The sequence below is a fragment of the Streptomyces sp. NBC_00178 genome (genome assembly GCF_036206005.1).
Classification (GTDB): Bacteria; Actinomycetota; Actinomycetes; order Streptomycetales; family Streptomycetaceae; genus Streptomyces.
In genome coordinates this window covers 3,269,827-3,293,509 of record NZ_CP108143.1, presented here as the reverse complement: position 1 = coordinate 3,293,509, position 23,683 = coordinate 3,269,827, and the positions used below count along the sequence as shown (strand labels likewise).

Below are 23,683 nucleotides of genomic sequence, written 5' to 3'. Positions count from 1 at the left end.
GGGCCCGCTTTTTTCCGGCTGGGCTGTCGGTAAAAGGCTGATGTGCGCGGGTCTAGGCTCGAAGGATGACCGATTACGGAAACTTCCCCGGCTCACGGCCCCGCAGGCTGCGGACGACCCCCGTCATGCGGCGCATGGTCGCCGAGACCCGGCTCGACCCGGCGAACCTGATCCTGCCCGCGTTCGTGCGCGAGGGCATCGACGCCCCGGTCGCCATCTCGGCCATGCCGGGTGTCCAGCAGCACACCCTGGACACGCTGCGGAAGGCCGCCGTCGACGCGGTCACGGCCGGTGTTTCCGGAATCATGCTCTTCGGCGTCCCGCTGGACGAGAAGAAGGACGGCCGGGGCACCGCGGGGACGGACCCGGACGGCATCCTCCAGGTCGCCCTGCGCGCGGTGCGGCAGGAGGTCGGCGACGACCTCGTGATCATGTCCGACCTCTGTCTGGACGAGTACACCGACCACGGCCACTGCGGGGTGCTGACCGAGGACGGCCGCGTCGACAACGACGCCACGCTGGAGCGGTACGCCGAGATGGCCCAGGTGCAGGCCGACGCGGGCGCCCATGTGGTGGGCCCCAGCGGCATGATGGACGGCCAGGTCGGTGTCGTCCGTGACGCGCTGGACCAGACGGGCCACGAGGACGTGTCGATCCTCGCCTACACCGCGAAGTACTCCTCGGCCTTCTACGGTCCCTTCCGCGAGGCCGTGGGCTCCTCGCTGCGGGGCGACCGCAAGACGTACCAGCAGGACCCCGCGAACCTCCGCGAGTCGCTGCGCGAGCTGGCGCTCGACCTGGAGGAGGGCGCCGACATGGTCATGGTCAAGCCCGCCGGACCGTACCTGGACGTCCTCGCCAAGGTCGCCGACGCGGTCGACGTGCCGGTCGCGGCGTACCAGATCAGCGGCGAGTACTCCATGATCGAGGCCGCCGCGGAGAAGGGCTGGATCGACCGGGACGCGGCGATCCTGGAGAGCCTGACCGGTATCCGGCGTGCGGGTGCGCGGATGATCCTGACGTACTGGGCCACGGAGGTCGCGCAGAAGCTCGGGCGCTGACGTCCGGACGGGCGGGGGCGTGGGACAGCGCGTAGAGGGGCGTGGTGAGCCCGCCGGGAGTGTGCCGGGCGCGGGACCGCGTGGCGGGCGTGGTCGGCCTGCCGGGGTTGCTCGGGGTGCGGGCGGCGGGTCCGGGAACGTTCCGGCGGGGTGCCTCGTTCACCCCGGGCCCGCTGCCCCGCATCCGTGAAGTGAGGGATTGCCTTGACCGAACCCGCACCCCTTGTCGCCCCCATGACCCTTCCGTCCCTCGCCGGCCAGGCCGACCGGCTGATCCGGCTCGGTGTGCACGAGAGGGCGGGCATCGACGCCGCCGGGCTGCGCGCGTGGGCGGCGGACGCCGACGGGGCGGACGACGGCGCCCTGCTGGCCGTGCACCCGGACCGGGTTCCGGCGTCGCACCTGGCGCCGCTCCTCGACCGTGACGGCAGGCCCGGGTTCGTCGTCACCGACATGGCCGACGTCGATCTCTTCGCGCCACTGGACACCGTCGAGCTGCCGGACACGCCGTTCTACGTCGTCACCGGCCTCGACCGGGGCGATTCCATGGCCGACTGGAGTCCGGACGAGGCGCTGCCGGCCCTCGCCGGAGAGGGCCGGTCGCCGCTGCTGCTCTCCGAGGGCATCCAGTGGGTGCTTCAGCAGCCCGCCGTCCTGGAGCGCAACCACTGCTTCATGACGATCGGTTCGCGGCTGCGCAAGGCGAACGGCGCGCTGGACGCCCGTACTCCGGCCGTCTGGATCAGCAACGGCACGGGGAGGGACGGGCGGGAGCGCCGCGACGCTCCCAAGATCGGCTGGTGCTGGGCCGGCAACCGGCACACCTGGCTGGGGTTCGCCTCCGCCACGGGGCGCACCGCCGCAAGCGGCGCTTCCTGACGTCGGCCCCCTGCCCCGGCCCCGCCGTCACCCGATGGCTCCCTTGAGGGCCGGGCCGGGAGAGGCCGCCTCGGCGTAGCGGCGCGCCAGGTGCGCGAAGGCGTCCTTCAGTTGCGGCGGGCCGATGACCTCGACGTCCGCGTCGAAGCGGCCGAGGGCGGCGGCCAGCGCGGGCCACGACCAGGCGCCCATGACGACCCGGCAGCGGTCCGGGCCGAGTTCCTCGACGATCGCGTCGTCGGCGTACGGCAGGACGGTGGCGGCGGACGTGCGCAGGACGACCACGCCGCGGCAGGGCCAGTCGCCGAGCGGCCCCGAGCCGCGGAACCGGCCGGCCACGAAGGCCGCCACGTCACCTCCGGGGACCTCGCGCGGCGTGAAGCGGGGGCCCGTGGGGACGCGCGGGGTGATCCGGTCGGCGCGGAAGGTGCGCCAGTCCTCGCGGTCGAGGTCCCAGGCGACGAGGTACCAGCGTCCGGCGTGGGTGACGAGGTGGTGGGGCTGGACCCGCCTGGGCGGGCGGTCGGGTCCCGCGTCGTCCGGCGAGGCGTAGTCGAAGCGCAGTTCCTCGCGGGCGTGGACGGCGCCGCCGAGCGCCATGAGAGTGGCGCCGCCCGCCTGCGCGCCCTGTCCGGCGGCGAGCTGTCGCACCGTGGTCACCCGAAGGGTGCCGACGCGATCGCGGAGCCGGGCGGGCATGACCTGCCGGACGGTCGCGAGGGCGCGCGCGGCGGCTTCCCCGACCCCGGCGCCGCTCGCGGTGACGACCTGGAGGGCGAGGGCCAGTGCGACGGCCTGCTCGTCGTCGAACAGGAGCGGGGGGAGAACGGTGCCGGCTTCGAGCCGGTACCCGCCCTCCGGGCCCTTGAAGGCGGCGACGGGGTAGCCGAGTTCGCGCAGGCGGTCGATGTCGCGGCGCACGGTGCGCGGGCTGATGTCCAGGCGCTCCGCGAGCAGGGCGCCCGGCCAGTCGCGCCGGGCCTGCAGCAGGGACAGCAGCGCGAGCAGGCGGGCTGAGGTCTTCGGCATGGGGCCATGCTGCCCGGAGTGGAGGACAGATCCTGTCCTCCATCCCTGCGACGGTGGTTCCCGAGGGCGACCGCGCCCTCCCCGCCCCCGTACGACGGTGAAAGGAACCCTCCCGTGCCCACCACCCCTCCTGATACCCCGGACGCCGCACCGTTGTGCCGTCCGCCGGGCGCGCCCACGGCGGTGACCGGATGACCGTCCTCGATGCCCGCGCGCTGAACCGGGCGACGCTCGCCAGGCAGCTGCTCCTGGAGCGCGCCGGGATGACGCCGCTCGACGCGATCGGGCACCTGTGCGGCCTGCAGGCGCAGGAGCCGCAGGAGCCCTTCACGGGGCTGTGGTCCCGGGTGCGCGCGTTCGACCCGGCGGCCCTGGACGCACTGCTGACGGGGCGGCACGTGGTGCGTACGCATCTGATGCGGCGCACCGTGCATCTCGTCACCGCGGCCGATGCCCTGGTGTGGCGGGCGCGGCACGATCCGATGCTGCGCCAGCGGGTGCTGGGGACGTACCGGCGTGAGCTGGAAGGGGTGGACCTGGGTGAACTGGCCACCGCGGCGCGGGAGCTGATGGCCGACGGCGAACCCCGCACGATGACCGCGATCGCCGATGCCCTCACCGGCCGTTGGCCCGGCCCGGGGCGCAGGGCGCTGGGCGAGATGGTCGTCGCCGCGCTCGTCCCGATGGTGCAGATGCCGCCGCGAGGGCTGTGGGGCGTGAGGGCGGGAGTCCGTAACACCCCGCTCGCCGCATGGCTGGGTCGCGAAGCCGACGCACCTGCCGCGCAGGGGGCCGACCCGGTGGGCGAGCTACTGGTACGCCGCTACCTGGCGGCGTACGGCCCCGCCGCGTCCGCGGATCTTCGCGCCTGGTGCGGGCTCGCGGGTCTGCCGGCGGCTGTGGCCGCGGTCCGCGGGGAGCTGATCAGCTTCCGTGACGAGCGCGGGCGTGAACTGCTCGACCTGCCCGACGCGCCGCGCCCCGACCCCGGCACTCCCGCGCCCGTGAGGTTCCTGCCCGCGTTCGACAACGCGATCCTCGGCTACCACGACCGCAGCCGGATCATCGACGACGCGCACCGGGGGCTGTCGGTCGAAGGGGCACGGGTGGTGCTGGTCGACGGCCGGGTATCGGCGACCTGGACCGTGGAGGCGGGGGCGGTGACCGTCAGCCCGCTGCGGGACCTCACCGGGAGCGAGTGCGGTGAGGTCGTCGAGGAGGGCGGGCGGCTCGCGGCGTTCCTGTCGGGGGGTGGATCCGACGGTGTGCGCATCGCCCGGTAGGGCGGGCCACCGCTCCGCCCGTCTCCGGGCCGGTGGCCGGTGGTGCGGGTGGCCCGTTCGATGAGGCGGGGTGACTGCGTCGGGGCGGGTGACTGCGTCGGCGTGGGTGACTGCGTCGGCGTGGGAGGCGTTGATCCCGGTGGTGTGGGAGCAGTGGAGGGGCCGGTGGGTCCCGTCAGGACCGCTCGACGATGCGCTTGAGCGCTTCCAGGTCGCAGGTGACCGTCTCGGCGTCGCGGCGGAAGTCCTCGTCGCTCGTCTCCGGCCGCCGGCGCAGGGTGAAGACGACATCGCATCCGGCGGTGTCGGCGATCACCCGGACCGGGTTGTGGACGGTCTCACCCGAGGGCAGTGTGACGTCGTGGTCCAGGACGCCGAAGTCGTTCCTGGGGGCGAACGCGATCCGGACCCGGCCCATGGGGGAGTCCGCGACCCACTGCCCGCCGGACTTCTCGATGGACCCGGCCAGCCCCGACGCCCATGCGGGCAGGTGGGACGGGTCCGACGCATAGGCGTAGACCTCGTCGGCGGAGCGGTCGATGCGGACGGCGAGGTGCACGGTTGCCGGTGCGGAAGGGTTCATGGGGGCGACGCTACCGAGCCGGGACGCTGACGGTCTTGCACGAATCGGACACGGGGCCGGGGCGTGGCCGGCACACCGGCCCTCGCTTCCGCCCCGTCCTCATGGCCGACGCGTTCCTGCTCCGGCGCTTCCCGGGGCGCGTACGGTCGGACTCCCCGCCCTGGTACGTACGTCGTGCGCGGCGGACCCGTACGCGGAATCCGTACGGGTGCGCGCGCTGCTCAGGGACATGCGCGCAGAGTGGCACTCGTCCCATGAACGAGACGATCCAATTCCCGTTGCTCCGCGAGCGCTTCGACAGTGGAGGTGGCGAGCCCGCCGAGCGGGAGCCGTGCGGGGAGTCGGGCCGGGGGCTGCTGATCGTGGAAGCGGCGGCGGACCGCTGGGGTGTGCGGGAGCGGGACCCCGGCAAGGTCGTGTGGTGCGCGTTCGCGCGGGGGGACTGCGGGAGGGGCGACACCCGTCCGGGCGCCGCCCCTCCCGCGGTCCTGTGCACCGGTTCCGGGTCCGTCAGTACATGAGGGCGTCGCCCATGTCGCTCTGCCAGTAGGTGACGGTCAGTGTGCTGTCGACGTACACGGCCTTGCCGAGCGGCACGTTCGCGGACGGGCCCGAGGAGCCGCCGCCCGTGCGGCCCTGGAAGTTCACGCTCAGCTTCCTGGTGGAGTAGCCGCCCGTGCCGCTCCCGTCGGCGGACGACGTCATGACACCGGCGTAGGCGGACTGTCCCGGGTTCAGGGTGACGACGGCCTGCGGCTTGCTCTCCTCGAAGACCTGCGGGGCGGACTGCGCCTCGCCGAACCGGAGGAAGGGGTGGTAGTAGGCGTTGCACGCCGTGGAGCCGGTGTTGGTGACGGTCAGCAGCATGTGGTTGAGGGGGCGCGTCACGGGCTTGAGCGTCAGCTCGGTGTTACCGCCGTCGCACGCGCGGGTGACGGGGTCCTTGTCCTTTCCGCCCGCCTGCCGTGTGCTCGCGGGCGTGTCCGCGTGCTTGCCCGCGTGCCTGTCCGAGGCGGGCTTCGCCTCGGTCGAGCCGGAACCGGACGTACCTTCGCCCAGAGATCCGGAATCCTGGGACGAGTCGGCCCCGGACGCTGCGGCGCCCTTGTCCGACCCGCTCCCGTCGCTGGCGGCGGGGCGTGCCGCGGGGGCGTTCGCTGCCGGTGCGGCGGAGTCGGCGGCCGATGAGTCACCGCCCTGGCAGGCGGTCAGCGAGAGGGCGGCCACGAGGGCTGCCGTGCCGAGGGCGGTCGTGCGGGCTGCGTGGCGGAATCGAGGGCTGCGCATGAGGTCGTTCTCCCCGTGTCGGTGGTTCGGTCGTGCCCGTCGCGCCGCTTCGGCGTTCGGGACCGTGCTGGATGTACTGGACAATGACGAGTGGTCAGAGGTGGCACAGGAGGGTGATGACGATCGCCGTGCAGGCGATCAGCACCCCCGTGGCGACGATGTCCGTCAGGCTGATCCCACGGTGGGTCCGCACGGCGTCTCCGGGTCGGACGAGGTGGCGTTCGGCGGTGTGCCCACATCCTGTGGGGGCCCGTGTTCCGGTGGCAACGCCTGCCGGCGAGGACGGGACGCCGGAACGGCGGAACGGGCCCTGACCTGCATGGACGTGACCCGCCTGGAATGCCTTTCCGGGACGGGCCGGAGGGAGGGACGGTCGGGGTGGGTACGGAGATCCAGGATTTCGCGGCGGAGCTCGGGCGGCTGAAGGAGCGCTCCGGGCTGAGCTACGGCGCGCTCGCCCGGAAGCTGCACATGAGCACCTCGACGGTCCACCGCTACTGCAACGGCGACGCCGTGCCCGCCGACTACGCGCCCGTCGAGCGCCTGGCGCGGGTGTGCCGTGCGAACCCCGGCGAGCTGGTGGCGCTGCACCGCAGATGGATCCTGGCCGACGAGGCCAAACGGCGTGCGGCGCGGAGGCCCGAGGCGGCGAGGAGTGCTGCTCCGGAGGCGCCGGTCCCCGACGAGGGCCGCGTCGGGGACGACGGCGGGGGCGGTGCCGGGGCCGACGGCCTGGAGCCGGTCGTCGCGTCCGGGTCCGCAGCGGAACCCGGGCCACGGACCGGTGAAGGACATGCCGAAGCGGAATCGGACGGCGACCCCGAAACGGAACCCACCGCCGAGGACGTGACCCCCCAGGCGGCCGGTGCCGGGACCGGCCCGGGGAGGGGGCGGAGCAGAAGGCTGAGGGTCCTGCTCGCCGCCACGGCCGTCGTGGCGCTCACCGTGCCCGCGGCTCTCGCCCTCCACGGGTTCGCCCGGGACGGCGCGGCCGACGGGGTGGCGGCGAAGCCGGGCCCGAGCGCTCCGGTGACCGCACCGGGAGGGACTGGCAGCCCGGGGGCGAGTGCTTCCGTGGAGCCGGGCCGTCCGTCGTCGCCGCCCGCGGCTGCCGGAACCCCCTCCGTGAAGGCGTCCCCGCCGCGAGCCGGAGCGGACGGGAAGGAAGGGGAGGCGGAGAGCAGCGGCGTCCCCGTGCACGCCACGATCAGCTCCTACAACTGGGAGGAGCCGTGCGGGCAGTTCTACCTGCTCGACCGGGAGCCGGACGACGTGCCGCCGCCGCCCGCGCCGCAGGACACCCGGGGCTGGGCGAGGGCGCTCGACGGCGTCGACGGGGGAGCGATGAAGCTCGCGCTCACCGTCCAGGGGGCCTCACGGGACGCGGTCGTCCTGACCGGGATGAACGTGCGGGTCCTGACACGCGATCCGGCGCTCGACCGGTCGGCGTACTCGATGGGGACCGGCTGCGGCAGCGGGATCACGCCGCAGTCCTTCGAGGTCGACCTGGACGACGCCCGGCCGCGTACCGAGCCGGTCGCCGGCACGCGGGGCGACGAGGTCGTGCCCGCGAAGGACTTCCCGTACCGGGTGAGTTCGACCGATGTGGAGGTGTTCCACCTGGACGCCCACGTGGAGGGCCACGACGTGAGCTGGTACCTGGAGCTGGCCTGGTCCAGCGGGGGCCGGACCGGGACGCTGAGGGTCGACGACCACGGCAGGCCCTTCCGCACGAGCAGCGTCGCGGCCAGGCCGCAGTACCTCTACCGGCCCGATATCGCGCAGTGGGAGCGCACCGAGCTGTGAGCGGCGTTCTCCGGGGTACGAGGAGTTCCGGAGCACGAGGGGCCGGCGGCATCGCCTGCCCGCAGCCACTGACGAGCAGGTGAGAGATGTCCCTCCGCACAGACGAGAAGTCCCTGGACGACACCCCGGACGCGAACGGCACATCGGACGTGCACGACACCCCGGACGCGAACGGCAGAACGGACGTGCACGACACCCCGGACGCGGTCGGCAGACCGGACGGGCAGGTGGCCGAGCGCACCCAGCGGCTCCGCAGACGGCTGGAGCGTCTGATCGGGATCGCGGCCACCGAGGGCAACGAGGTCGTCCCCCTGCGCAACGGTGACGAGATCTTCGCCGCGATGCTGGGCGCCATCCGCGGGGCTGAGCACACCGTGGACATGATGACGTTCGTGTACTGGCGCGGCGACATAGCGCGGGACTTCGCGGAGGCGTTGTCGGAGCGCGCGCGTGCGGGTGTGCGGGTGCGGCTGCTGCTCGACGGTTTCGGGAGCCGGCTGATCGAGAAGGGCCAGCTGGCGATGATGGAGGACGCCGGGGTGGAGGTGGCGTGGTTCCGCAAGCCGTTGTACCTCTCGCCGCTGAAGCAGAACCACCGCTGTCACCGCAAGGTCCTCATCACCGACGAACGCACGGCGTTCACGGGCGGGGTGGGGATCGCCGAGGAGTGGTGCGGGGACGCCCGCAACGAGCGTGAGTGGCGGGACACCCACGTCCAGGTCCGGGGACCCGCCGTGGACGGCCTGGCCGCCGCGTTCGCCCAGAACTGGTCGGAGTGCCACGCCGAACTGTTCGACGAGCGCGACCGCTTCGTCGAGATCGAGCCCCAGGGCGGATCGATCGTGCAGGTGGTGCGGGGTTCGGCCAGCTTCGGCTGGCAGGACATGCAGACCCTGCTGCGTGTCGTCCTGGAGTCCGCCGAGGAGCGGGTGCGCCTGACGACGGCGTACTTCGCGCCGGACACGTATTTCATCGAGCTGCTGTGCGCCACCGCCCGGCGCGGTGTGACCGTCGAGATCCTGCTGCCCGGCCCGCACACCGACAAGCGGGTGTGCCAGCTGGCCGGACAGCACCACTACGAGGACCTCACCGCCTGCGGCGTGAAGATCTACCAGTACCAGCCGACGATGATGCACACGAAGGCGCTCACGGTCGACGGCGTCGCCTCGCTCATCGGGTCGACGAACTTCAACCGGCGCTCCCTCGACCATGACGAGGAGGTGATGCTCGCCGTGCTGGACCCGGCCTTCACCGCGACCCTGGACGAGCACTTCGAGGAGGACCGGGGCAACAGCGTGCTGATCGACGGCGCCCGGTGGCGGCGCCGCTCACCGGCTCAGCGGATGCGTGAACTGGCCGTCCTGCCGATCCGCCGCTGGCTGTGAGACGACGACGCGGATACGCCGTCGGCCCCGTACACCCTGAAGTGTGCGGGGCCGACGGGGTACCGGAGGCTCAGAGGCGCTCGGGCGTCCGGATGCCGAGCAGCTTCATGCCCTGGTGCAGGGTGCGGGCGGTGAGTTCGACGAGGAACAGCCGGTTCTCGACGACCTCGGGCGCGTTGTCCGGGCTGAGCACCTGGCACTGGGCGTAGAACGTGGTCAGGTGCGAGGCCAGCTGGTAGAGGTACGCGGCCAGCTTGTGCGGCTCGTAGCCCTCCGCAACCTCGGACAGGACCTCGCCGAACTGGTCCAGGTGCAGGCCCAGGGTCCGCTCGGCCGGGGCCAGCTCCAGCTCCGGGTGCGCGGCGGGCTCGGCCTCGCCCTTCTTGCGCATGATGGAGCGGATCCGGGCGTAGGCGTACTGGAGGTAGACGGACGTGTCGCCGTTCAGCGAGACCATCTGGTCCAGGTCGAACTTGTAGTCCCGCACGGCGGAGGTCGACAGGTCGGCGTACTTCACGGCGCCGATCCCGACGTACCGGCCGTTCTCGACGATCTCCTCCTCGGAGAGGCCGACGCTCCCGGCCTTCTCCCGGACGACCGCCGTGGCCCGCGAGACGGCCTCGTCCAGCAGGTCCTCCAGCCGGACGGTGGTGCCCTCACGGGTCTTGAACGGCTTGCCATCCTTGCCGAGGACCGTGCCGAAGGCCAGCTGGTGCGCCTTCACGTCCTCGTTCAGCCAGCCGGCGCGGCGGGCGGTCTCGAAGACCATCTTGAAGTGCAGCGACTGCCGGGCGTCGACGACGTAGACCAGGGTGTCGGCCTTGAGGTTGCCCACCCGGTCGCGGATCGCGGACAGGTCGGTCGCCGCATAGCCGTAGCCGCCGTTCGTCTTCTTGACGATCAGCGGGACCGGGTTGCCGTCCGGGCCCTTCACGTCGTCGAAGAACACGCAGAGGGCGCCCTCGGAGCGGACGGCGACGCCGGTCTCCTCCAGGATCCGGCAGGTCTCCTCGAGCATGTCGTTGTAGCCGGACTCGCCGACGATGTCGGGGTCGGCGATCTCCATGTCGAGCTTGTTGAAGACGGAGTAGAAGTAGATCTTCGACTCGTCGACGAAGCCCTGCCAGAGCGCCAGCGTCTCGGGGTCGCCGGCCTGGAGCGCCACGACCCGGTCGCGGGAGCGGGCCTTGAACTCCTCGTCGGAGTCGAACAGGACCCGCGACGCCTTGTAGACGCGGTTCAGCGAGGACATCGCCGCCTCGCCGTCGGCCTGGCCGCCCTCGTGCTCCAGCTCGCCCGGGTGCTCGAAGAGGTACTGGATGAGCATGCCGAACTGGGTGCCCCAGTCGCCGATGTGGTGGCGCCTGACGACGTTCTCGCCGGTGAACTCGAGGATCTGGACCATGGCGTCACCGATGACGGCGGACCGCAGGTGGCCGACGTGCATCTCCTTGGCCACGTTCGGCTGGGCGTAGTCGATGACCGTCGTGCCGGCCGCGGGGTTCGACGGCACCCCGAGGCGGTCGGTGTCGGCGGCGCGCGCGGCGAGCGTCGAGGTGATCGCCCGGTCGGTGAGCGTGATGTTGAGGAAGCCGGGGCCGGAGACCTCGATGTCCTTGATCAGCTCACCCGCCGGCAGGGAGGCCGTGACCTTGTCGGCCAGCTCGCGGGGGTTGCCCTTGACCTTCTTGGCGAGCGCGAGGATCCCGTTGGCCTGGAAGTCGGCCCGGTCGCTTCGGCGCAGCAGCGGGTCCGCGGCGCCGGCCTCCGGCAGGGCTGCCGTCAGGGCGTCCGCCAGCTGCTGCTGGAGCGTGGAAGCGAGGGAGGGGACCGAAGCCATGAGAAGGCTGCCGTTTCGGTAGAGGACAAGGATCACCCCAGTATCCCACGGGGCGTAAAGCCGTTTTCGCGCTGCGGGCGGTACCTGGGAGAATGGGCGTGCCCCTGATGGGGGTCGCCCCTACGAGTCCTACACGAGAGAAGGACGTGCCGACCGTGGCTTCGAGTCAGAGCAGCACCGAGACCGACTGGGTCTCCCGCTTCGCGGACGATGTCATCGCCGAATCGGAGCGACGTGCGCCTGGCAAACCGGTCGTCGTCGCGTCCGGCCTGTCCCCGTCGGGCCCGATCCACCTGGGCAACCTCCGCGAGGTCATGACCCCGCACCTCGTCGCCGACGAGATCCGCCGCCGTGGGTACACCGTGCGCCACCTGATCTCGTGGGACGACTACGACCGCTACCGCAAGGTCCCGAACGGTGTCGAGGGCGTCGACGCGTCCTGGCAGGCGCACATCGGCAAGCCGCTGACCTCGGTGCCCGCGCCGGCCGGGTCGGCGTACCCGAACTGGGCCGAGCACTTCAAGGCCGCGATGACGGCGGCCCTGGACGAGCTGGGCGTCGAGTACGACGGCATCAGCCAGACCGAGCAGTACACGGCGGGCGCCTACCGCGAGCAGATCCTGCACGCGATGAGGCACCGCGCCGACATCGACGCCGTCCTCGACCGCTACCGCACCAAGAAGGACGGCGCGGCGGACGCGAAGGGCGGGAAGAAGCCGCAGCAGAAGAAGGTCGACGAGGCCGAGCTGGAGGCCGCCGAGGGCTCCGGGGCGGCGGACGAGGACGACGGCAGCTCGGGCTCCGCCGGCTACTTCCCGTACAAGCCGTACTGCGGCAACTGCGGGAAGGACCTCACCGTCGTCACCTCCTACGACGACGACACCACCGAGCTGAACTACACCTGCTCGGAGTGCGGCTTCGCCGAGACGGTCCGGCTGAACGAGTTCAACCGCGGGAAGCTGGTCTGGAAGGTCGACTGGCCGATGCGCTGGGCCTACGAGGGCGTGATCTTCGAGCCCAGTGGCGTGGACCACTCCTCGCCGGGCTCCTCGTTCGTCGTCGGCGGCCAGATCGTGCGCGAGATCTTCGACGGCGTGCAGCCGATCGGGCCGATGTACGCGTTCGTCGGGATCTCCGGCATGGCGAAGATGTCCTCCAGCAAGGGCGGCGTGCCGACCCCGGCCGACGCGCTGAAGATCATGGAGGCGCCGCTGCTGCGCTGGCTGTACGCACGCCGCAGGCCGAACCAGTCCTTCAAGATCGCCTTCGACCAGGAGATCCAGCGGCTCTACGACGAGTGGGACTCGCTGGCCCGCAAGGTCGCCGAGGGGACCGTGCTGCCCGCCGACGCGGCCGCCTACGCCCGGGCGATCGGCACGGCCGCCGGTGCGCTTCCCGCCACGCCTCGCCCGCTGCCCTACCGGACGCTGGCCTCGGTCGCCGACATCACGGCCGGTGCGGAGGCCCAGACACTGCGGATCCTCAGCGAGCTCGACCCGGCGAACCCGCTGGCGACGCTCGACGAGGCGCGTCCCCGTCTCGACCGCGCCGAGAACTGGATCACGACCCAGGTCCCGGCCGAGGCGCGCACCGTCGTCCGTGACGAGGCGGACAAGGAACTCCTCGGGTCGCTGGACGAGCGGGGCCGCGAGTCGCTGCGGCTGCTGCTGGAGGGTCTGGACGCGCACTGGTCGCTGGACGGGCTGACCACGCTCGTCTACGGCGTGCCGAAGGTGCTGGAGGGACTGGAGCCGGATGCCAAGCCGACGCCCGAACTGAAGGTGGCCCAGCGGTCGTTCTTCGCGCTGCTGTACCGGCTGCTGGTGAGCCGGGACACCGGCCCGCGCCTGCCCACGCTGCTGCTCGCGGTCGGGGCGGACCGGGTGCGGAAGCTGCTCGGCGCGTAACGCCTCGGGTGTGAGGACGGGCGGGCCGCTCAGCGGCCCGCCCGTCTCGCTCTGTCCGGCCCCGCCCTACGCGATGTGGTCGGCGGCCATCTCGTTGTCGAAGCGCTGCTTGAAACCGGGCAGCAGCTTGCGGAGCAGGGCGGCGCTGCGCGGGTGGCGGGCGTCGTGGCGGTCCGAGAGGTGTATGTCGAGTGCTTCCGCGCTCGGGTAGACCTGGTGCTCCATCGTGTAATCGGTGAACATCTTGTACGCGACGGCACTGAACTCGGCCTCCGCCTCGGCCCATTCGGCGGGGTCGCTCTCCTGCTGCCCGGCCGGAGAGCCCTGCTGCGGGTCGTGCTGACCCTGGGGACCCTGCGGCTCCTCCTGGGGCTGGGCCTCCTGGGACGTGACCTGCTGGGGCTGGACCTCCTGCGGTTGGCCCGAGCGGGGGTGCGGGAACGCGCCGATGGTGCCGACGTTACCCAGCGGCCGGGTGCGGCCTCCGGGGCCCGAGGGGATCATCACCGGGGTGGGTTCGAGGCCTTCGACGTACGTCGGGTTGTACGCGCTCTCGTACGCGTCGTCGGGCACGTGGGGGGCCGCGAACCAGGGACTCTCGTGCGCCCCGGGGCCCTCCTGGGGGTGCTGCTGGGGCTGGTCGTGCTGCTCCTGCCGGGAGGCGGCGGGCTGCTGAGGCGCCGTCTGCTCGCGGGGGCCCTGCTCCTGGAGCTCGCGGGGCTCCTGCTCCTCGCGTACGTACGGCAGTTGGGGGTGCTGTCCGGCCGCCACCGCCGCGGGGGCGGGTGCCAGCAGCACCGGCTCGATACCGGCGGCGGCGAGGCCGGCCTGGGCGGTGTCGGCGAGCGGGACGCCGTACTTCGCCAGGCGCAGCGGCATCATCGACTCGATGGGGGCCTTGCGGCGCCAGTTGCGGCCGAAGCGGGCCTGGAGGCGGGCCTGGTAGATCAGCCGGTCCTGTTCGAGCTTGATGACCTGCTCGTAACTGCGCAGCTCCCACAGCTTCATGCGGCGCCACAGCTTGAAGGTGGGGACGGGCGACAGGAGCCAGCGGGTCAGCCGGACGCCCTCCATGTGCTTGTCGGCGGTGATGTCCGCGATCCGGCCCACGGCGTGCCGTGCGGCCTCGACGGCGACGACGAACAGGATCGGGATCACCGCGTGCATGCCGGTGCCCAGCGGATCGGGCCAGGCGGCCGCGCCGTTGAAGGCGATCGTCGCCGCGGTGAGCAGCCAGGCGGTCTGGCGCAGCAGCGGGAACGGTATGCGCATCCACGTCAGCAGGAGGTCGAGCGCGAGCAGGACGCAGATGCCCGCGTCGATGCCGATCGGGAAGACCAGGGAGAACTGGCCGAAGCCCTTCTCCTCCGCGAGTTCGCGTACGGCGGCGTACGAGCCGGCGAAACCGATCGCGGCGATGAGTACGGCGCCGGCGACGACGACCCCGATGAGTACGCGGTGCGCGCGGGTCAGCTGCATGGCGGCCATCCGCGATCCCCTCCCGACTTCGATGAACCGGTTCCACTTCGGCACCCGGCGCGGGCACAGCCTGGCACATGCCGGCGCGGTGTGTTGCGCGGGGAGGGGCCGCAGCCCGGTACCAGCGGGGGTACCGGGCTGCGTAAAGCCGTCTCTGTGCAGGGGAGTCGGGGGCCCCGCACGTCTCAGGTCACGACTTGGGCTTGGAGGTGGCCGTCGTCTTCGAGGACGCCTTGGCGGGTGCCGTGGTCTTCGCGGTCGCCTTGGCGGACTGCGTCGCCTTGCCCGTCGGCTTGGCGGACGGTGAGGCCGGGGACTTCCCGGTGTCCGTGTCCGTGTCGGTGTCGTCGTCGGTGCCGACCTTGGCCACGGCTTCCTTGACGGCCGTCTGCGCGCCCTTGAGGATGTCGGCGGCGGCGGGCTTCTTGGCACCGGCGTATCCGGCACCGTTGTAGGTGACGCTGACGACGACGTTGCCGGTGCGGGCCACGACCGTCGCGTACTCGAACTCCTCGCTGGTCTTGGTGAGGGTGTACACGACGGCGGTCGCCTGCTCGCCGATGCCCGCGGCGGGGTTGGCGGCGACCTTCTTGGCGCCCTCGGTGGCCTGCGCCTTGGCGATCTGCTTGGTGTACTCGGCGGTGGCGCGCTTCGCGCCGCTCCCCAGCGACTGGTCGGAGTCGAAGCGGGTGAAGGCGACGTCGAGCCAGCGGTACTGCGAACCCTTCACGCCCTTGTCGTCCAGGCCGTTCCACGCGCAGCCGCCGCGGACCGCGGTGTCACTGGACTTGTCCGGGGTGCCGCCCTTGCTCTTGGCCTTGGGGACGAGGTCCTCGATGGTCTTCCTGCTGATCGATCCGCAGGCGTCGGGCAGCGAGTCGAACTTCGCGGGCTCGACGGTCGGCCCGGACTTCCGAGCACTCGGAGAGGTCGACGATGCGGAGTCCTTCGCGTCGCCGGAGTCCGACGAGCAGCCGGCGACGACGAGCATCACCGGAACGGCGGCGCAGGCGAGTATGCGGGACAGTCGCGGAGCTGATCGGTGCATGGTTCCTTCACTCGGACGGCACGGTGTCTCGGTCGTGCGGGCGGTTGCGTCGGTACGGCGGTGGTGCGGTCACTGCGGCCGGCCGCCGGAGACGGTCCTGTCGTCGGCGGGCCGGGGGCCACGGTACGACGGACCGCGACCGGATGCCGCCTCCGGCCGGGGACCCCGGAGCGTGGCAGGCACCACGTCCGGGGCCGTTCGGCGTCCGGTCATTCGCTCAGGGTCTCGGCCAGTTTCCGTGCCAGGGCCTGGGCCTTCTCCTGCAGTTCCCGGCTGTCGGGCACCTCGGTCACGAGGGCCGACTGCTCGGTGTAGTTCACGGTCACGATGACGTTCGATGTGCGGAATACCACGCTCACGGTGCGGTGCTGGGCGCTGGAACCCGCCCGGGTGAGCGCGTCGTCGAGGAACGCCGCGTCCCCGAGCCCGTCGAGCAGCCTGGGCCCGAGATCCGCACCCCCCGAAGGGGTCGTGCCGGGGTCCGGGGAGGCCGGGGCCTTGCTGCCGGAGGCGGACGGGCTGCCGACGGCCGGCCCGGTCGCGGACGTACTCGGTGTCACGCCGCCGGGGGCCGGCAGCTCGGCGTCCTTCTCCCTCTGCGAGTACACCTCGTCGGCGCGGTCGTCGTCGCTGACCGCCGGGTCGTAGGACACCACGCGCTCGAAGTCGATCGACAGGTTGCGGGAGGCGTCCGGGGCGTCCGCCTTCCAGCGGCAGCCGACCTTGCGGTCGGTGTCGTAGGTGACGACCGCGGTGCCCTCGTAGATCTTCTCCCGCTGCTCCTCGGGGAGCTCCGCCGTGCCCGGCAGCAGGTCCTTGAGGGTGGAGCGCGGTACGGCGCGGCAGGATTCCGGCAGGGTGCGGTACTTACCCGGAGGCGCGGCCGAGACCGTCGGGCTGCCTGGCTTGCTGTCGGCGGCGGGGTCGTCGGCGCCGGAGCCGGCGCTGCAGCCGGCGACGAGCGCTGCGAGGAGCGCGACGCCGGGTACGTACGCCATGTGTCGCACGGTCCCAGGCTCCCTTCGGTGTGAAAACGGGTTGCCGCCCGATGGCGGCCGATGGACACAATGTGTATCGCACGCGCCGCTGTGAATGCCGGTCGGCCGACCGTTATGCCGACCTTGGCACCGGTTTTGCGCTTCAGTCATTTTCGGGGGAATCGAGGGGTTATGTCGTATGTAGAGATGCCGGGTGCACAGGTTCCGATCCGGATGTGGGCGGACCCCGCGTCGGTCGAGGACGTCGCGATGCAGCAGCTGCGGAACGTGTCCACCCTGCCCTGGATCAAGGGCCTCGCGGTCATGCCGGACGTCCACTTCGGCAAGGGGGCGACCGTCGGCTCGGTGATCGCGATGCACGGCGCGGTCTGCCCGGCCGCGGTGGGCGTGGACATCGGCTGTGGGATGTCGGCGGTGAAGACGTCGCTGACCGCCAACGACCTGCCGGGCGACCTCTCCCGGCTGCGGTCGAAGATCGAGCAGGCCATTCCGGTGGGCCGGGGTATGCACGACGGCATCGTCGATCCAGGAAAGCTGCACGGCTTCCCGACCGCCGGATGGGACGACTTCTGGTCGCGGTTCGACGGGATCGCCGAAGCGGTGAAATTCCGCCAGGAGCGGGCGACGAAGCAGATGGGGACGCTGGGAAGCGGAAACCACTTCATCGAGTTCTGCCTCGACGAGGCGGGCTCGGTCTGGCTGATGCTGCACTCCGGGTCCCGGAACATCGGCAAGGAGCTCGCCGACTTCCACATCGGACAGGCTCAGAAGCTTCCGCACAACCAGGGCCTCATCGACCGTGACCTGGCGGTTTTCGTCGCGGACACCCCGCAGATGGCTGCTTACCGCAACGACCTGTTCTGGGCGCAGGAGTACGCCAAGTACAACCGCTCGATCATGATGGGCCTCTTCCAGGACGTCGTCCGCAAGGAATTCAAGAAGGCCCGGGTCGTGTTCGAGCCGGTGATCTCCTGCCACCACAACTACGTGGCGGAGGAGCGGTACGAGGGTATGGACCTGCTCGTCACCAGGAAGGGCGCGATTCGCGCCGGCTCCGGGGAGTTCGGGATCATTCCCGGGTCCATGGGGACCGGCTCGTACATCGTGAAGGGACTCGGGAACGAGAAGTCGTTCAACTCCGCTTCGCACGGGGCGGGCCGGCGGATGAGCCGTAACGCCGCCAAGAGGAAATTCTCGACGAAGGACCTGGAGGACCAGACGCGGGGCGTGGAGTGCCGCAAGGACTCCGGCGTCGTGGACGAGATCCCGGCCGCCTACAAGCCGATCGAGCAGGTCATCGACCAGCAGCGTGATCTGGTCGAGGTCGTCGCGAAGCTCAAGCAGGTCGTGTGTGTGAAGGGCTGAGGCGAGGACCGGCACCGGTGTGAGCCCCGGAACCCCGCGGTGCGCGAGGTCCGGGGCTCTTTCGTGCCGGGGGACGGGGCGCGGGGGACGGGTCACGGGTCGCGGGTCGCGTGCCGCGCGCCCGCCGGCCGGTCGGGGACGGCGGGCACGGCGCTCGCGTCAGAGGGTGCGGTGGACCTTGGAGTTGGATGCCTGGGCCCGGGGGCGCACCACCAGGAGGTCGATGTTGACGTGGCTGGGGCGCGTGACGGCCCAGGTGATGGTCTCGGCCACGTCGTCGGCGGAGAGCGGCGCGTCGACGCCCGCGTAGACCTTGGCGGCCTTCTCGGCGTCGCCCCGGAAGCGGGTGGTCGCGAACTCCTCGGTCTTGACCATGCCGGGGGCGACCTCGATCACGCGGACCGGGGTGCCGACGATCTCCAGGCGGAGGGTCTCGGCCAGGACGTGCTCGCCGTGCTTGGCGGCGACGTAACCGCCCCCGCCCTCGTAGGTCGAGAGCCCGGCCGTCGAGGAGAGGATCACGATCGTGCCGTCGCCGCTCGCGGTGAGGGCGGGGAGCAGGGCCTGGGTGACGTTGAGCGTGCCGATGACGTTCGTCTCGTACATCTGCCGCCAGTCGGCCGGGTCGCCGGTCGCCACGGGGTCGGCGCCGAGCGCCCCGCCCGCGTTGTTGACCAGGACGGCCAGGGAGCGGAACGCGGTCGCGAACTCGTCGACGGCGGCGCGGTCCGTCACGTCGAGGGCGTAGGCGGTCGCCTGGTGGCCCGCCTCGGTGAGCTCGGCGGCCAGCGCCTCGATGCGGTCCTTGCGGCGGGCGGTGAGCACCACGCGGTATCCGGCGGCGGCCAGCTGCCTGGCGGTCGCGGCGCCGATGCCGCTGCTCGCACCGGTGATGACGGCGATGGGGGTGGCGGCCATGCGAACTCCTCGGAAGCTGATCGGTACGGGGAAAGGATAGGCGGGGCGGTCCCGGCCGGGACGGCGCAGGGACGGGCGCCGGTCCGGGTCAGCGGCCGCGCGGGGCGTACACGATCAGCGCCATGCCGGCCAGGCACACCAGTGCGCCGGTCACGTCCCAGCGGTCGGGGCGGTAGCCGTCGGCCACCACGCCCCAGGCGATCGATCCCGCGACGAACACTCCTCCGTACGCGGCCAGGATGCGGCCGAAGTCTCCGTCCGGCTGGAGCGTGGCCACGAAGCCGTACGCGCCGAGGGCGATGACGCCCGCGCCGATCCAGATCCAGCCCCTGTGCTCGCGCACGCCCTGCCACACGAGCCAGGCCCCTCCGATTTCGAACAGGGCGGCCACGGCGAAGAGGGCGATGGAACGGGCGATGAGCATGCGGCCAGCGTGCCATGCGGGGGAGAGGCCCCGGGCCCGCGGTGCGCGGCGCCCCGAGCGGCGGTGGGGCGGGTGCGGTCGTGGGCCGTGCGGGTGGGGAGGTGCGACGAACCGCTCTTCATATCGGGATGATTGCCGCTGATCGGTATCTTCCTCCCATGCGACTGACGCGTGGAACCGTGCTGATCAAGCCCGCCGTGGCGGCGATGGCGATGGCCGTGGTGCTCGGCCCGGGGCTGTCCGCCGTGGCCGGACCCGCGCCGGAGCGGGCTGCCCCCGCGGGAACGGACATCGCGGCGAAGGGCACGGCTGCGAAGGGCATCGCGCCGGAGGCGGACGTGTCCCACCACGGGCATGTGTCCCTGGAGGGCCCGCGGCTCGGGGTCCTGCTGCGGACCGGCAACCGAGGGCCGTCGCCCCTGGAGGACGTGACCGTGCGACTGCGCGTCTCCGTGCCGCTCGCCGCGGCGCAGCGCCTGCCCCGGGGCTGCCTGCGCAGCGGCAGCCGGACGGTGCTGTGCGGCACGGGTGCGCTCCCGGTGGCCGGAATCGCGCGGCGCACCACGGTCGTGCTCGGCCTCAGCGGACGGCCGTCGGAGGTCGTGGTGCGCGTGGACACGGTGTGGAACGGCGGTGCGAGCGACCGGAATCCCCGCAACAGCACCCATGAGGTACTCGCCCCGTCCACCGGCGACGCGTACGTCTTCTGAGGGCCCGGCCCGGCGTTCCCGGTGCCGGGTCACCGCCGCGCGACGGGCCCCGGCCCTCCGCGTCGGCTCAGGCGGTCGGTGCCTGCCTGCCCGCGTCGCCGAACTCGCGCACCGCGTCCGCCACGATGTCCTCCAGGTGCGAGTGGTGGGCGCCGCGCCAGTAGACCCGGTCGCACGCCGTGCACTGAGCGAAGACGTCGTAGGACGCCTGGGTGCCCTTCTCCAGATGGGCGCTCACCGCGTCCTTGTCGGCCGGGGCGAGGTCCCCGTTGCATGCGGTGCAGCGGGTCCACGGGGCGAGCGCCGGGGCGAAGCGCCCCAGGATGTCCCGCAGTTGCTCCTCGGGCCGGTCGCTGTAGACGTACGCCCCCGCCCAGATCTCCCTGCGCCGCAGCAGTCCGCGGTCGCGGGAGAGGAGGACCCGCCGTTCGGCGGCGGAGCGGGCCGCGAGGGCCGGGTCGCCGATGTCCTCGCTCTCGTAGGCCGCGTCCACACCGAGCAGCCGCAGCCGGCGTGCGAGCGTGCCCAGATGGACGTCGAGCAGGAAGCGCAGCGGCGCCCCCGGGACCTGCTGGGGGCGCTGGACGGCGCGCACCTCGACGAGTTCGCCGGCGGCCGGGATGTGCGACGTGGGCGCGGGGCGGCCGTCGACGAGCAACTGCCCGGCCTCGGTGAGCGGGACGCCGAGCGACTCCACCACGTGTCCCAGGGTCGACGAACCGTCCGTGGTGACGGCCGTGCGTCCGTCGCGGCGGTCGTGGGCGACGAAGAGCCGCAGCTCCGCCGCTACTTCGAGGGTGATCTCCGGTCCGTTCACCCGCTCAGGATGTCACCGTGCGGCAGGGCGCGGCGACGGTTTTACGGCGGCGTCGGCGGCAGTCCGGTGAGCCCGCCGCCAGGCGGTCGGCGGGGCGGGGCGAACGCCGTCGGAGGAACGCCCACCGTGGCCGTGAAGTCCCGTACCAGGTGCGCCTGGTCGCTGTAGCCGAGGTCGGCGGCGAGCGCGGCCCAGTCGGGTTCCGGGTCCGTCCCGGCCCGCTGGAGCGCCTCGTGGATGCGGTGGCGCAGGATGACCCACTTCGGGCCGACCCCCACGTGGCCGGAGAAGAGCCGTTGCAGGGTGCGCACCGACAGGCCCCCGGCGCGGGCGAGGGCGTCGACCCGCAGCAGTGAGCGGTCCGCGCGTGCGAGTTCGGCCAGTTCCGTCGCCCGCTCGGCCTGCGGGTCCGGGGGCGGGAGCAGCCGCAGCAGATACGCGTCGAGGGCCGCCACCCTGGCGTCCTCGTCGGCCGGACCGAGCACGGCCGGCGCCGCCTGGGCGGCCGTGGGGCCGCCCGCCGGGCCCGGCAGCGCCTCGTCGGCGGGGACCTGGTGCCCGGTCCACGCCGACACGGGCCGGTCCGGGGCGAACGGCCGGAAGGCGCCGGCCCGGAACTTCACGCCGCAGACTCGCCCCCTGCCCTCCAGCCGCCGGGTGAACATGCCCTGGACGACGCCGTACACCTCGGCGGTACCGGCCCGGTGCGCCGTGCTCCCGGAATCCTGCCGCTGGAAGACCAGGTGGACGGATGGGTGCGGCACGACCTGTGAGGTGTAGGGCCGGGAGAGGTCCCAGTCGATGAACCAGTAGTGCTCCAGATGACGCCGCAGCCCCGGGGCGGGTTCGCGCAGGCGGAAGCGGACGTGGGTGAACAGGTCGGGAGCGTCGACGATGCCCCGGGGGTTCTCGGATCCGGATCCGGCCATGGTCGGATCCTAGGGGGGCCCGTCCTCCCCGGCGGGTACGCGACGACGGCCACGGCGCCTCGCCGGAACGCACCGGCTCATGCCGTATGGGGAGGTGCCTCCGCCGTGCGGCGCACCGCGTCCGACGCCGCGCACCGATCCACCACGGATCGCGGGACGGCGCCGAGGACGCGTCCGGCTGTCGTGTTTCTTCAAGACTCCGCGTTCCGCCGGGTGCATCGTCGGAACCATGAAGACGATCAGCGAACTCCTCGAAGGAGCCGCCGCGCAGGCGGTGCCCGTCGTGCGGGGGATCCGCGACGACCAGCTCTCGTTCGCCACGCCCTGTGCCGAGTACGACGTGCGGGACCTGCTGAACCACCTCTTCGGTGTGGTCGCGAACTTCCGGCTCCTGGCCGCGAAGCAGGCGGTGGACTTCGCGGCGTCCCCGGACGTCGTCAGCGGGGACTGGCGCGGGCTGTTCGACGACGAGACCGGTGCGCTGGCCAGGGCGTGGGCCGAGCCGGGTGCGGAGGAGGGGGTGACCGGTGGCATGGGGATGCCGGCCAGGACGGTCGGACTCATGGTGCTGGGCGACCTGAGTGTGCACGCCTGGGATCTGGCCCGGGCCACCGGCCAGGACTACCGGCCCGATCCCGACGCCGTGGAGCGGATGGAGCCCGGACTGGCCGAGCTGGCGCCCACGGCACGTGAGATGAAGGTGTTCGGCGTGCCGTTCCCCCTGGGCCCCGGGGCTACGCCTTTCGAACGGGTGCTGGCCGTGACGGGCCGCGATCCCGGCTGGCGGCCCGCCGGCCGGTGACGACCGGGGTGTCCTGCGCCGGATGCGGGGCCGCCGGATCGGTGTAGAGCCCGCCGAGGGTTTCGTACGCGCCGCCGACGACGGCCTCGGCCCTGCGCAGCACGTCGCGCGCGGCGGCCCGGGCGGCCCGCCGGGTGTGGGGCGGAGGCGGGTTCCGGCGCATGCGGCGGCAGTCGCACACCGCGTACACCCCACTGGCGAGGACCACGGCCGGGACGGCCAGGGCCAACAGCAGGTCATCCATGCCGGGGGTGCCTCCTCGGGAGTCGCTGCTCCTTGCATCGGCAGGCCGCACGGTGGGGCTGGAGATCATTCTTCGGCCAATGAATGGCCGAAGAATGATCTCCGTACCCGGCGAAACGTGAGCAATCCGGCGTTTCGACATTCGGCCTTCGGCCCTTCGGTCGTTCAGTCTCCCGTGGTCCCGCTCCGGTCCAGGCGTGTGCGCAGGGTCAGGGCGAACTCCTCGGCCCGCGCCAGCTGGACGCGCAGCTTCGCGACCTGCTCGGTCGCGGAGCGTTCGTAGGACCGGACGCGCTCCAGGAGTGCGTCGCGCTCCTGTGCCGCCGGTCCCTCCTCGGCGTCGAGGAGGTCCACCGCCTCCAGCAGGTCCCGCATCTCCTCCAGGGTGAAACCGAGCGGCTTCATCCGGCGGATGACCATCAGGCGGGCCACGTCCGCCTCGGTGTAGAGCCGGAACCCGCCCCGTGACCTGGCCGAGGGTGTGACGAGCCCGGTCTCCTCGTAGTGCCGGATGGTGCGCAGCGACAGTCCGGTGCGCGTGGCGACCTCGCCGATCTGCATGTGTGTGCCGCTCACGGTGCCCCCTGGGTCCTGCCGGCTCCCGCCGTGACCGGGTGGGGACGGCGCTTCGGCCCCACCCTAACGTCCATCTCTACCCTGACGTCAGGGTAGAGTTGTCCGCTGCCGGTGGGCCGGGGCCGACGACGTCTCCGGCCGGGACCGGAAGGGAACGGGCGGCGGAGCCGCTTCTCCGGCATCCGGTGCCCCGGAGTCTCTGAGTGCCGGTGTTCCGCAGTCCCGGAGCGCCGAACCCGCACCGGCGGAAGCCCAGGGCAGGCCCCTCGGCGGTTCCCGCGTCTGCCGCCACGGACGGACCGTTTCTCCGTGCA

At 72.2% G+C, this 23,683-nt stretch carries 22 protein-coding genes; 10 read left to right on the top strand and 12 right to left on the bottom strand.

Annotated features, from left to right (window positions below; translation table 11 throughout):
* Nucleotides 1-65: 65 nt before the first annotated feature.
* Nucleotides 66-1,061, top strand: a complete 996-nt coding sequence (gene hemB / locus OHT61_RS14165) for a porphobilinogen synthase (RefSeq protein WP_329038421.1) — start codon at nucleotides 66-68, stop codon at nucleotides 1,059-1,061.
* A gap of 234 nt (nucleotides 1,062-1,295) precedes the next feature.
* Nucleotides 1,296-1,940 (top strand): DUF5701 family protein, encoded by a 645-nt coding sequence (locus OHT61_RS14160; protein WP_329038419.1) that lies wholly within the window; start codon nucleotides 1,296-1,298, stop codon nucleotides 1,938-1,940.
* A gap of 27 nt (nucleotides 1,941-1,967) precedes the next feature.
* Here OHT61_RS14160 and OHT61_RS14155 read toward each other — a convergent pair whose 3' ends face one another.
* Complete coding sequence (locus OHT61_RS14155) at nucleotides 1,968-2,969, bottom strand: helix-turn-helix transcriptional regulator (protein ID WP_329038417.1); 1,002 nt, start codon at nucleotides 2,967-2,969, stop codon at nucleotides 1,968-1,970.
* A gap of 191 nt (nucleotides 2,970-3,160) precedes the next feature.
* Here OHT61_RS14155 and OHT61_RS14150 point away from each other — a divergent pair, with 191 nt between their 5' ends.
* Nucleotides 3,161-4,252, top strand: a complete 1,092-nt coding sequence (locus tag OHT61_RS14150) for a winged helix DNA-binding domain-containing protein (RefSeq protein ID WP_329038415.1) — start codon at nucleotides 3,161-3,163, stop codon at nucleotides 4,250-4,252.
* A gap of 175 nt (nucleotides 4,253-4,427) precedes the next feature.
* On the opposite strand, the gene OHT61_RS14145 is transcribed toward OHT61_RS14150, so the two are convergent.
* Nucleotides 4,428-4,835 carry an SRPBCC family protein gene (locus OHT61_RS14145; protein WP_329038413.1) on the bottom strand — a complete coding sequence of 136 codons (408 nt, stop codon included), beginning with the start codon at nucleotides 4,833-4,835 and terminating at the stop codon, nucleotides 4,428-4,430.
* Between the two features lie 254 nt (nucleotides 4,836-5,089).
* Between OHT61_RS14145 and OHT61_RS14140 the strand changes: the two genes are divergently transcribed.
* Nucleotides 5,090-5,356 (top strand): ATP-binding protein, encoded by a 267-nt coding sequence (locus OHT61_RS14140; RefSeq protein WP_443049434.1) that lies wholly within the window; start codon nucleotides 5,090-5,092, stop codon nucleotides 5,354-5,356.
* On the opposite strand, the gene OHT61_RS14135 is transcribed toward OHT61_RS14140, so the two are convergent.
* A complete protein-coding gene (locus OHT61_RS14135) occupies nucleotides 5,346-6,122 on the bottom strand; it encodes a DUF4232 domain-containing protein (RefSeq protein ID WP_329038411.1) in 777 nt (258 codons plus the stop codon). The two genes, OHT61_RS14140 and OHT61_RS14135, sit on opposite strands and share 11 nt — an antisense overlap.
* Before the next feature lie 339 nt (nucleotides 6,123-6,461).
* Here OHT61_RS14135 and OHT61_RS14130 point away from each other — a divergent pair, with 339 nt between their 5' ends.
* Nucleotides 6,462-7,928: a helix-turn-helix domain-containing protein gene (locus OHT61_RS14130; RefSeq protein WP_443049433.1), complete on the top strand. Its 1,467-nt coding sequence runs from the start codon at nucleotides 6,462-6,464 to the stop codon at nucleotides 7,926-7,928.
* Between the two features lie 86 nt (nucleotides 7,929-8,014).
* A complete protein-coding gene (locus OHT61_RS14125) occupies nucleotides 8,015-9,313 on the top strand; it encodes a phospholipase D-like domain-containing protein (protein ID WP_329038406.1) in 1,299 nt (432 codons plus the stop codon).
* Between the two features lie 70 nt (nucleotides 9,314-9,383).
* On the opposite strand, the gene argS is transcribed toward OHT61_RS14125, so the two are convergent.
* Nucleotides 9,384-11,153 (bottom strand): arginine--tRNA ligase, encoded by a 1,770-nt coding sequence (gene argS, locus OHT61_RS14120; protein ID WP_329038403.1) that lies wholly within the window; start codon nucleotides 11,151-11,153, stop codon nucleotides 9,384-9,386.
* A gap of 146 nt (nucleotides 11,154-11,299) precedes the next feature.
* Between argS and lysS the strand changes: the two genes are divergently transcribed.
* Nucleotides 11,300-13,060, top strand: coding sequence for a lysine--tRNA ligase (lysS, locus tag OHT61_RS14115; RefSeq protein ID WP_329038401.1), 1,761 nt, complete (start codon nucleotides 11,300-11,302; stop codon nucleotides 13,058-13,060).
* 66 nt (nucleotides 13,061-13,126) lie between these two features.
* Here lysS and OHT61_RS14110 read toward each other — a convergent pair whose 3' ends face one another.
* The 3 genes from OHT61_RS14110 to OHT61_RS14100 form a co-directional block, all read right to left on the bottom strand.
* The gene (locus OHT61_RS14110) at nucleotides 13,127-14,548 is read right to left on the bottom strand and encodes a DUF2637 domain-containing protein (protein ID WP_329038399.1); all 1,422 of its coding nucleotides are present in this window, start codon (nucleotides 14,546-14,548) and stop codon (nucleotides 13,127-13,129) included.
* A 181-nt stretch (nucleotides 14,549-14,729) separates the two neighbouring features.
* Nucleotides 14,730-15,587: a DUF3558 domain-containing protein gene (locus tag OHT61_RS14105; protein ID WP_329038396.1), complete on the bottom strand. Its 858-nt coding sequence runs from the start codon at nucleotides 15,585-15,587 to the stop codon at nucleotides 14,730-14,732.
* Nucleotides 15,588-15,796: 209 nt separating this feature from the next.
* Complete coding sequence (locus OHT61_RS14100) at nucleotides 15,797-16,585, bottom strand: DUF3558 domain-containing protein (RefSeq protein WP_329038395.1); 789 nt, start codon at nucleotides 16,583-16,585, stop codon at nucleotides 15,797-15,799.
* Between the two features lie 171 nt (nucleotides 16,586-16,756).
* Here OHT61_RS14100 and OHT61_RS14095 point away from each other — a divergent pair, with 171 nt between their 5' ends.
* Nucleotides 16,757-17,950 (top strand): RtcB family protein, encoded by a 1,194-nt coding sequence (locus OHT61_RS14095; protein ID WP_329038393.1) that lies wholly within the window; start codon nucleotides 16,757-16,759, stop codon nucleotides 17,948-17,950.
* Between the two features lie 159 nt (nucleotides 17,951-18,109).
* On the opposite strand, the gene OHT61_RS14090 is transcribed toward OHT61_RS14095, so the two are convergent.
* Nucleotides 18,110-18,868, bottom strand: coding sequence for an SDR family NAD(P)-dependent oxidoreductase (locus tag OHT61_RS14090; RefSeq protein WP_329038391.1), 759 nt, complete (start codon nucleotides 18,866-18,868; stop codon nucleotides 18,110-18,112).
* 88 nt (nucleotides 18,869-18,956) lie between these two features.
* Complete coding sequence (locus OHT61_RS14085) at nucleotides 18,957-19,292, bottom strand: YnfA family protein (protein ID WP_329038389.1); 336 nt, start codon at nucleotides 19,290-19,292, stop codon at nucleotides 18,957-18,959.
* 158 nt (nucleotides 19,293-19,450) lie between these two features.
* Between OHT61_RS14085 and OHT61_RS14080 the strand changes: the two genes are divergently transcribed.
* Entirely contained in the window at nucleotides 19,451-20,002 is a 552-nt protein-coding gene (locus tag OHT61_RS14080) for a hypothetical protein (protein WP_329038387.1), read from the top strand.
* A gap of 67 nt (nucleotides 20,003-20,069) precedes the next feature.
* Here OHT61_RS14080 and OHT61_RS14075 read toward each other — a convergent pair whose 3' ends face one another.
* Together OHT61_RS14075 and OHT61_RS14070 are read right to left on the bottom strand one after the other, a co-directional pair.
* Nucleotides 20,070-20,819, bottom strand: coding sequence for a Mut7-C RNAse domain-containing protein (locus OHT61_RS14075; protein WP_329038385.1), 750 nt, complete (start codon nucleotides 20,817-20,819; stop codon nucleotides 20,070-20,072).
* Nucleotides 20,820-20,860: 41 nt separating this feature from the next.
* The gene (locus tag OHT61_RS14070) at nucleotides 20,861-21,748 is read right to left on the bottom strand and encodes a helix-turn-helix domain-containing protein (protein ID WP_329038384.1); all 888 of its coding nucleotides are present in this window, start codon (nucleotides 21,746-21,748) and stop codon (nucleotides 20,861-20,863) included.
* A 229-nt stretch (nucleotides 21,749-21,977) separates the two neighbouring features.
* On the opposite strand from OHT61_RS14070, the gene OHT61_RS14065 reads away from it, so the two are divergent.
* A complete protein-coding gene (locus tag OHT61_RS14065; RefSeq protein ID WP_329038383.1) occupies nucleotides 21,978-22,550 on the top strand; it encodes a TIGR03086 family metal-binding protein in 573 nt (190 codons plus the stop codon).
* A 408-nt stretch (nucleotides 22,551-22,958) separates the two neighbouring features.
* On the opposite strand, the gene OHT61_RS14060 is transcribed toward OHT61_RS14065, so the two are convergent.
* On the bottom strand, nucleotides 22,959-23,369 hold the full coding sequence (locus OHT61_RS14060) for a MerR family transcriptional regulator (RefSeq protein ID WP_329038380.1): 411 nt from the start codon (nucleotides 23,367-23,369) through the stop codon (nucleotides 22,959-22,961).
* Nucleotides 23,370-23,683 lie beyond the last annotated feature (314 nt).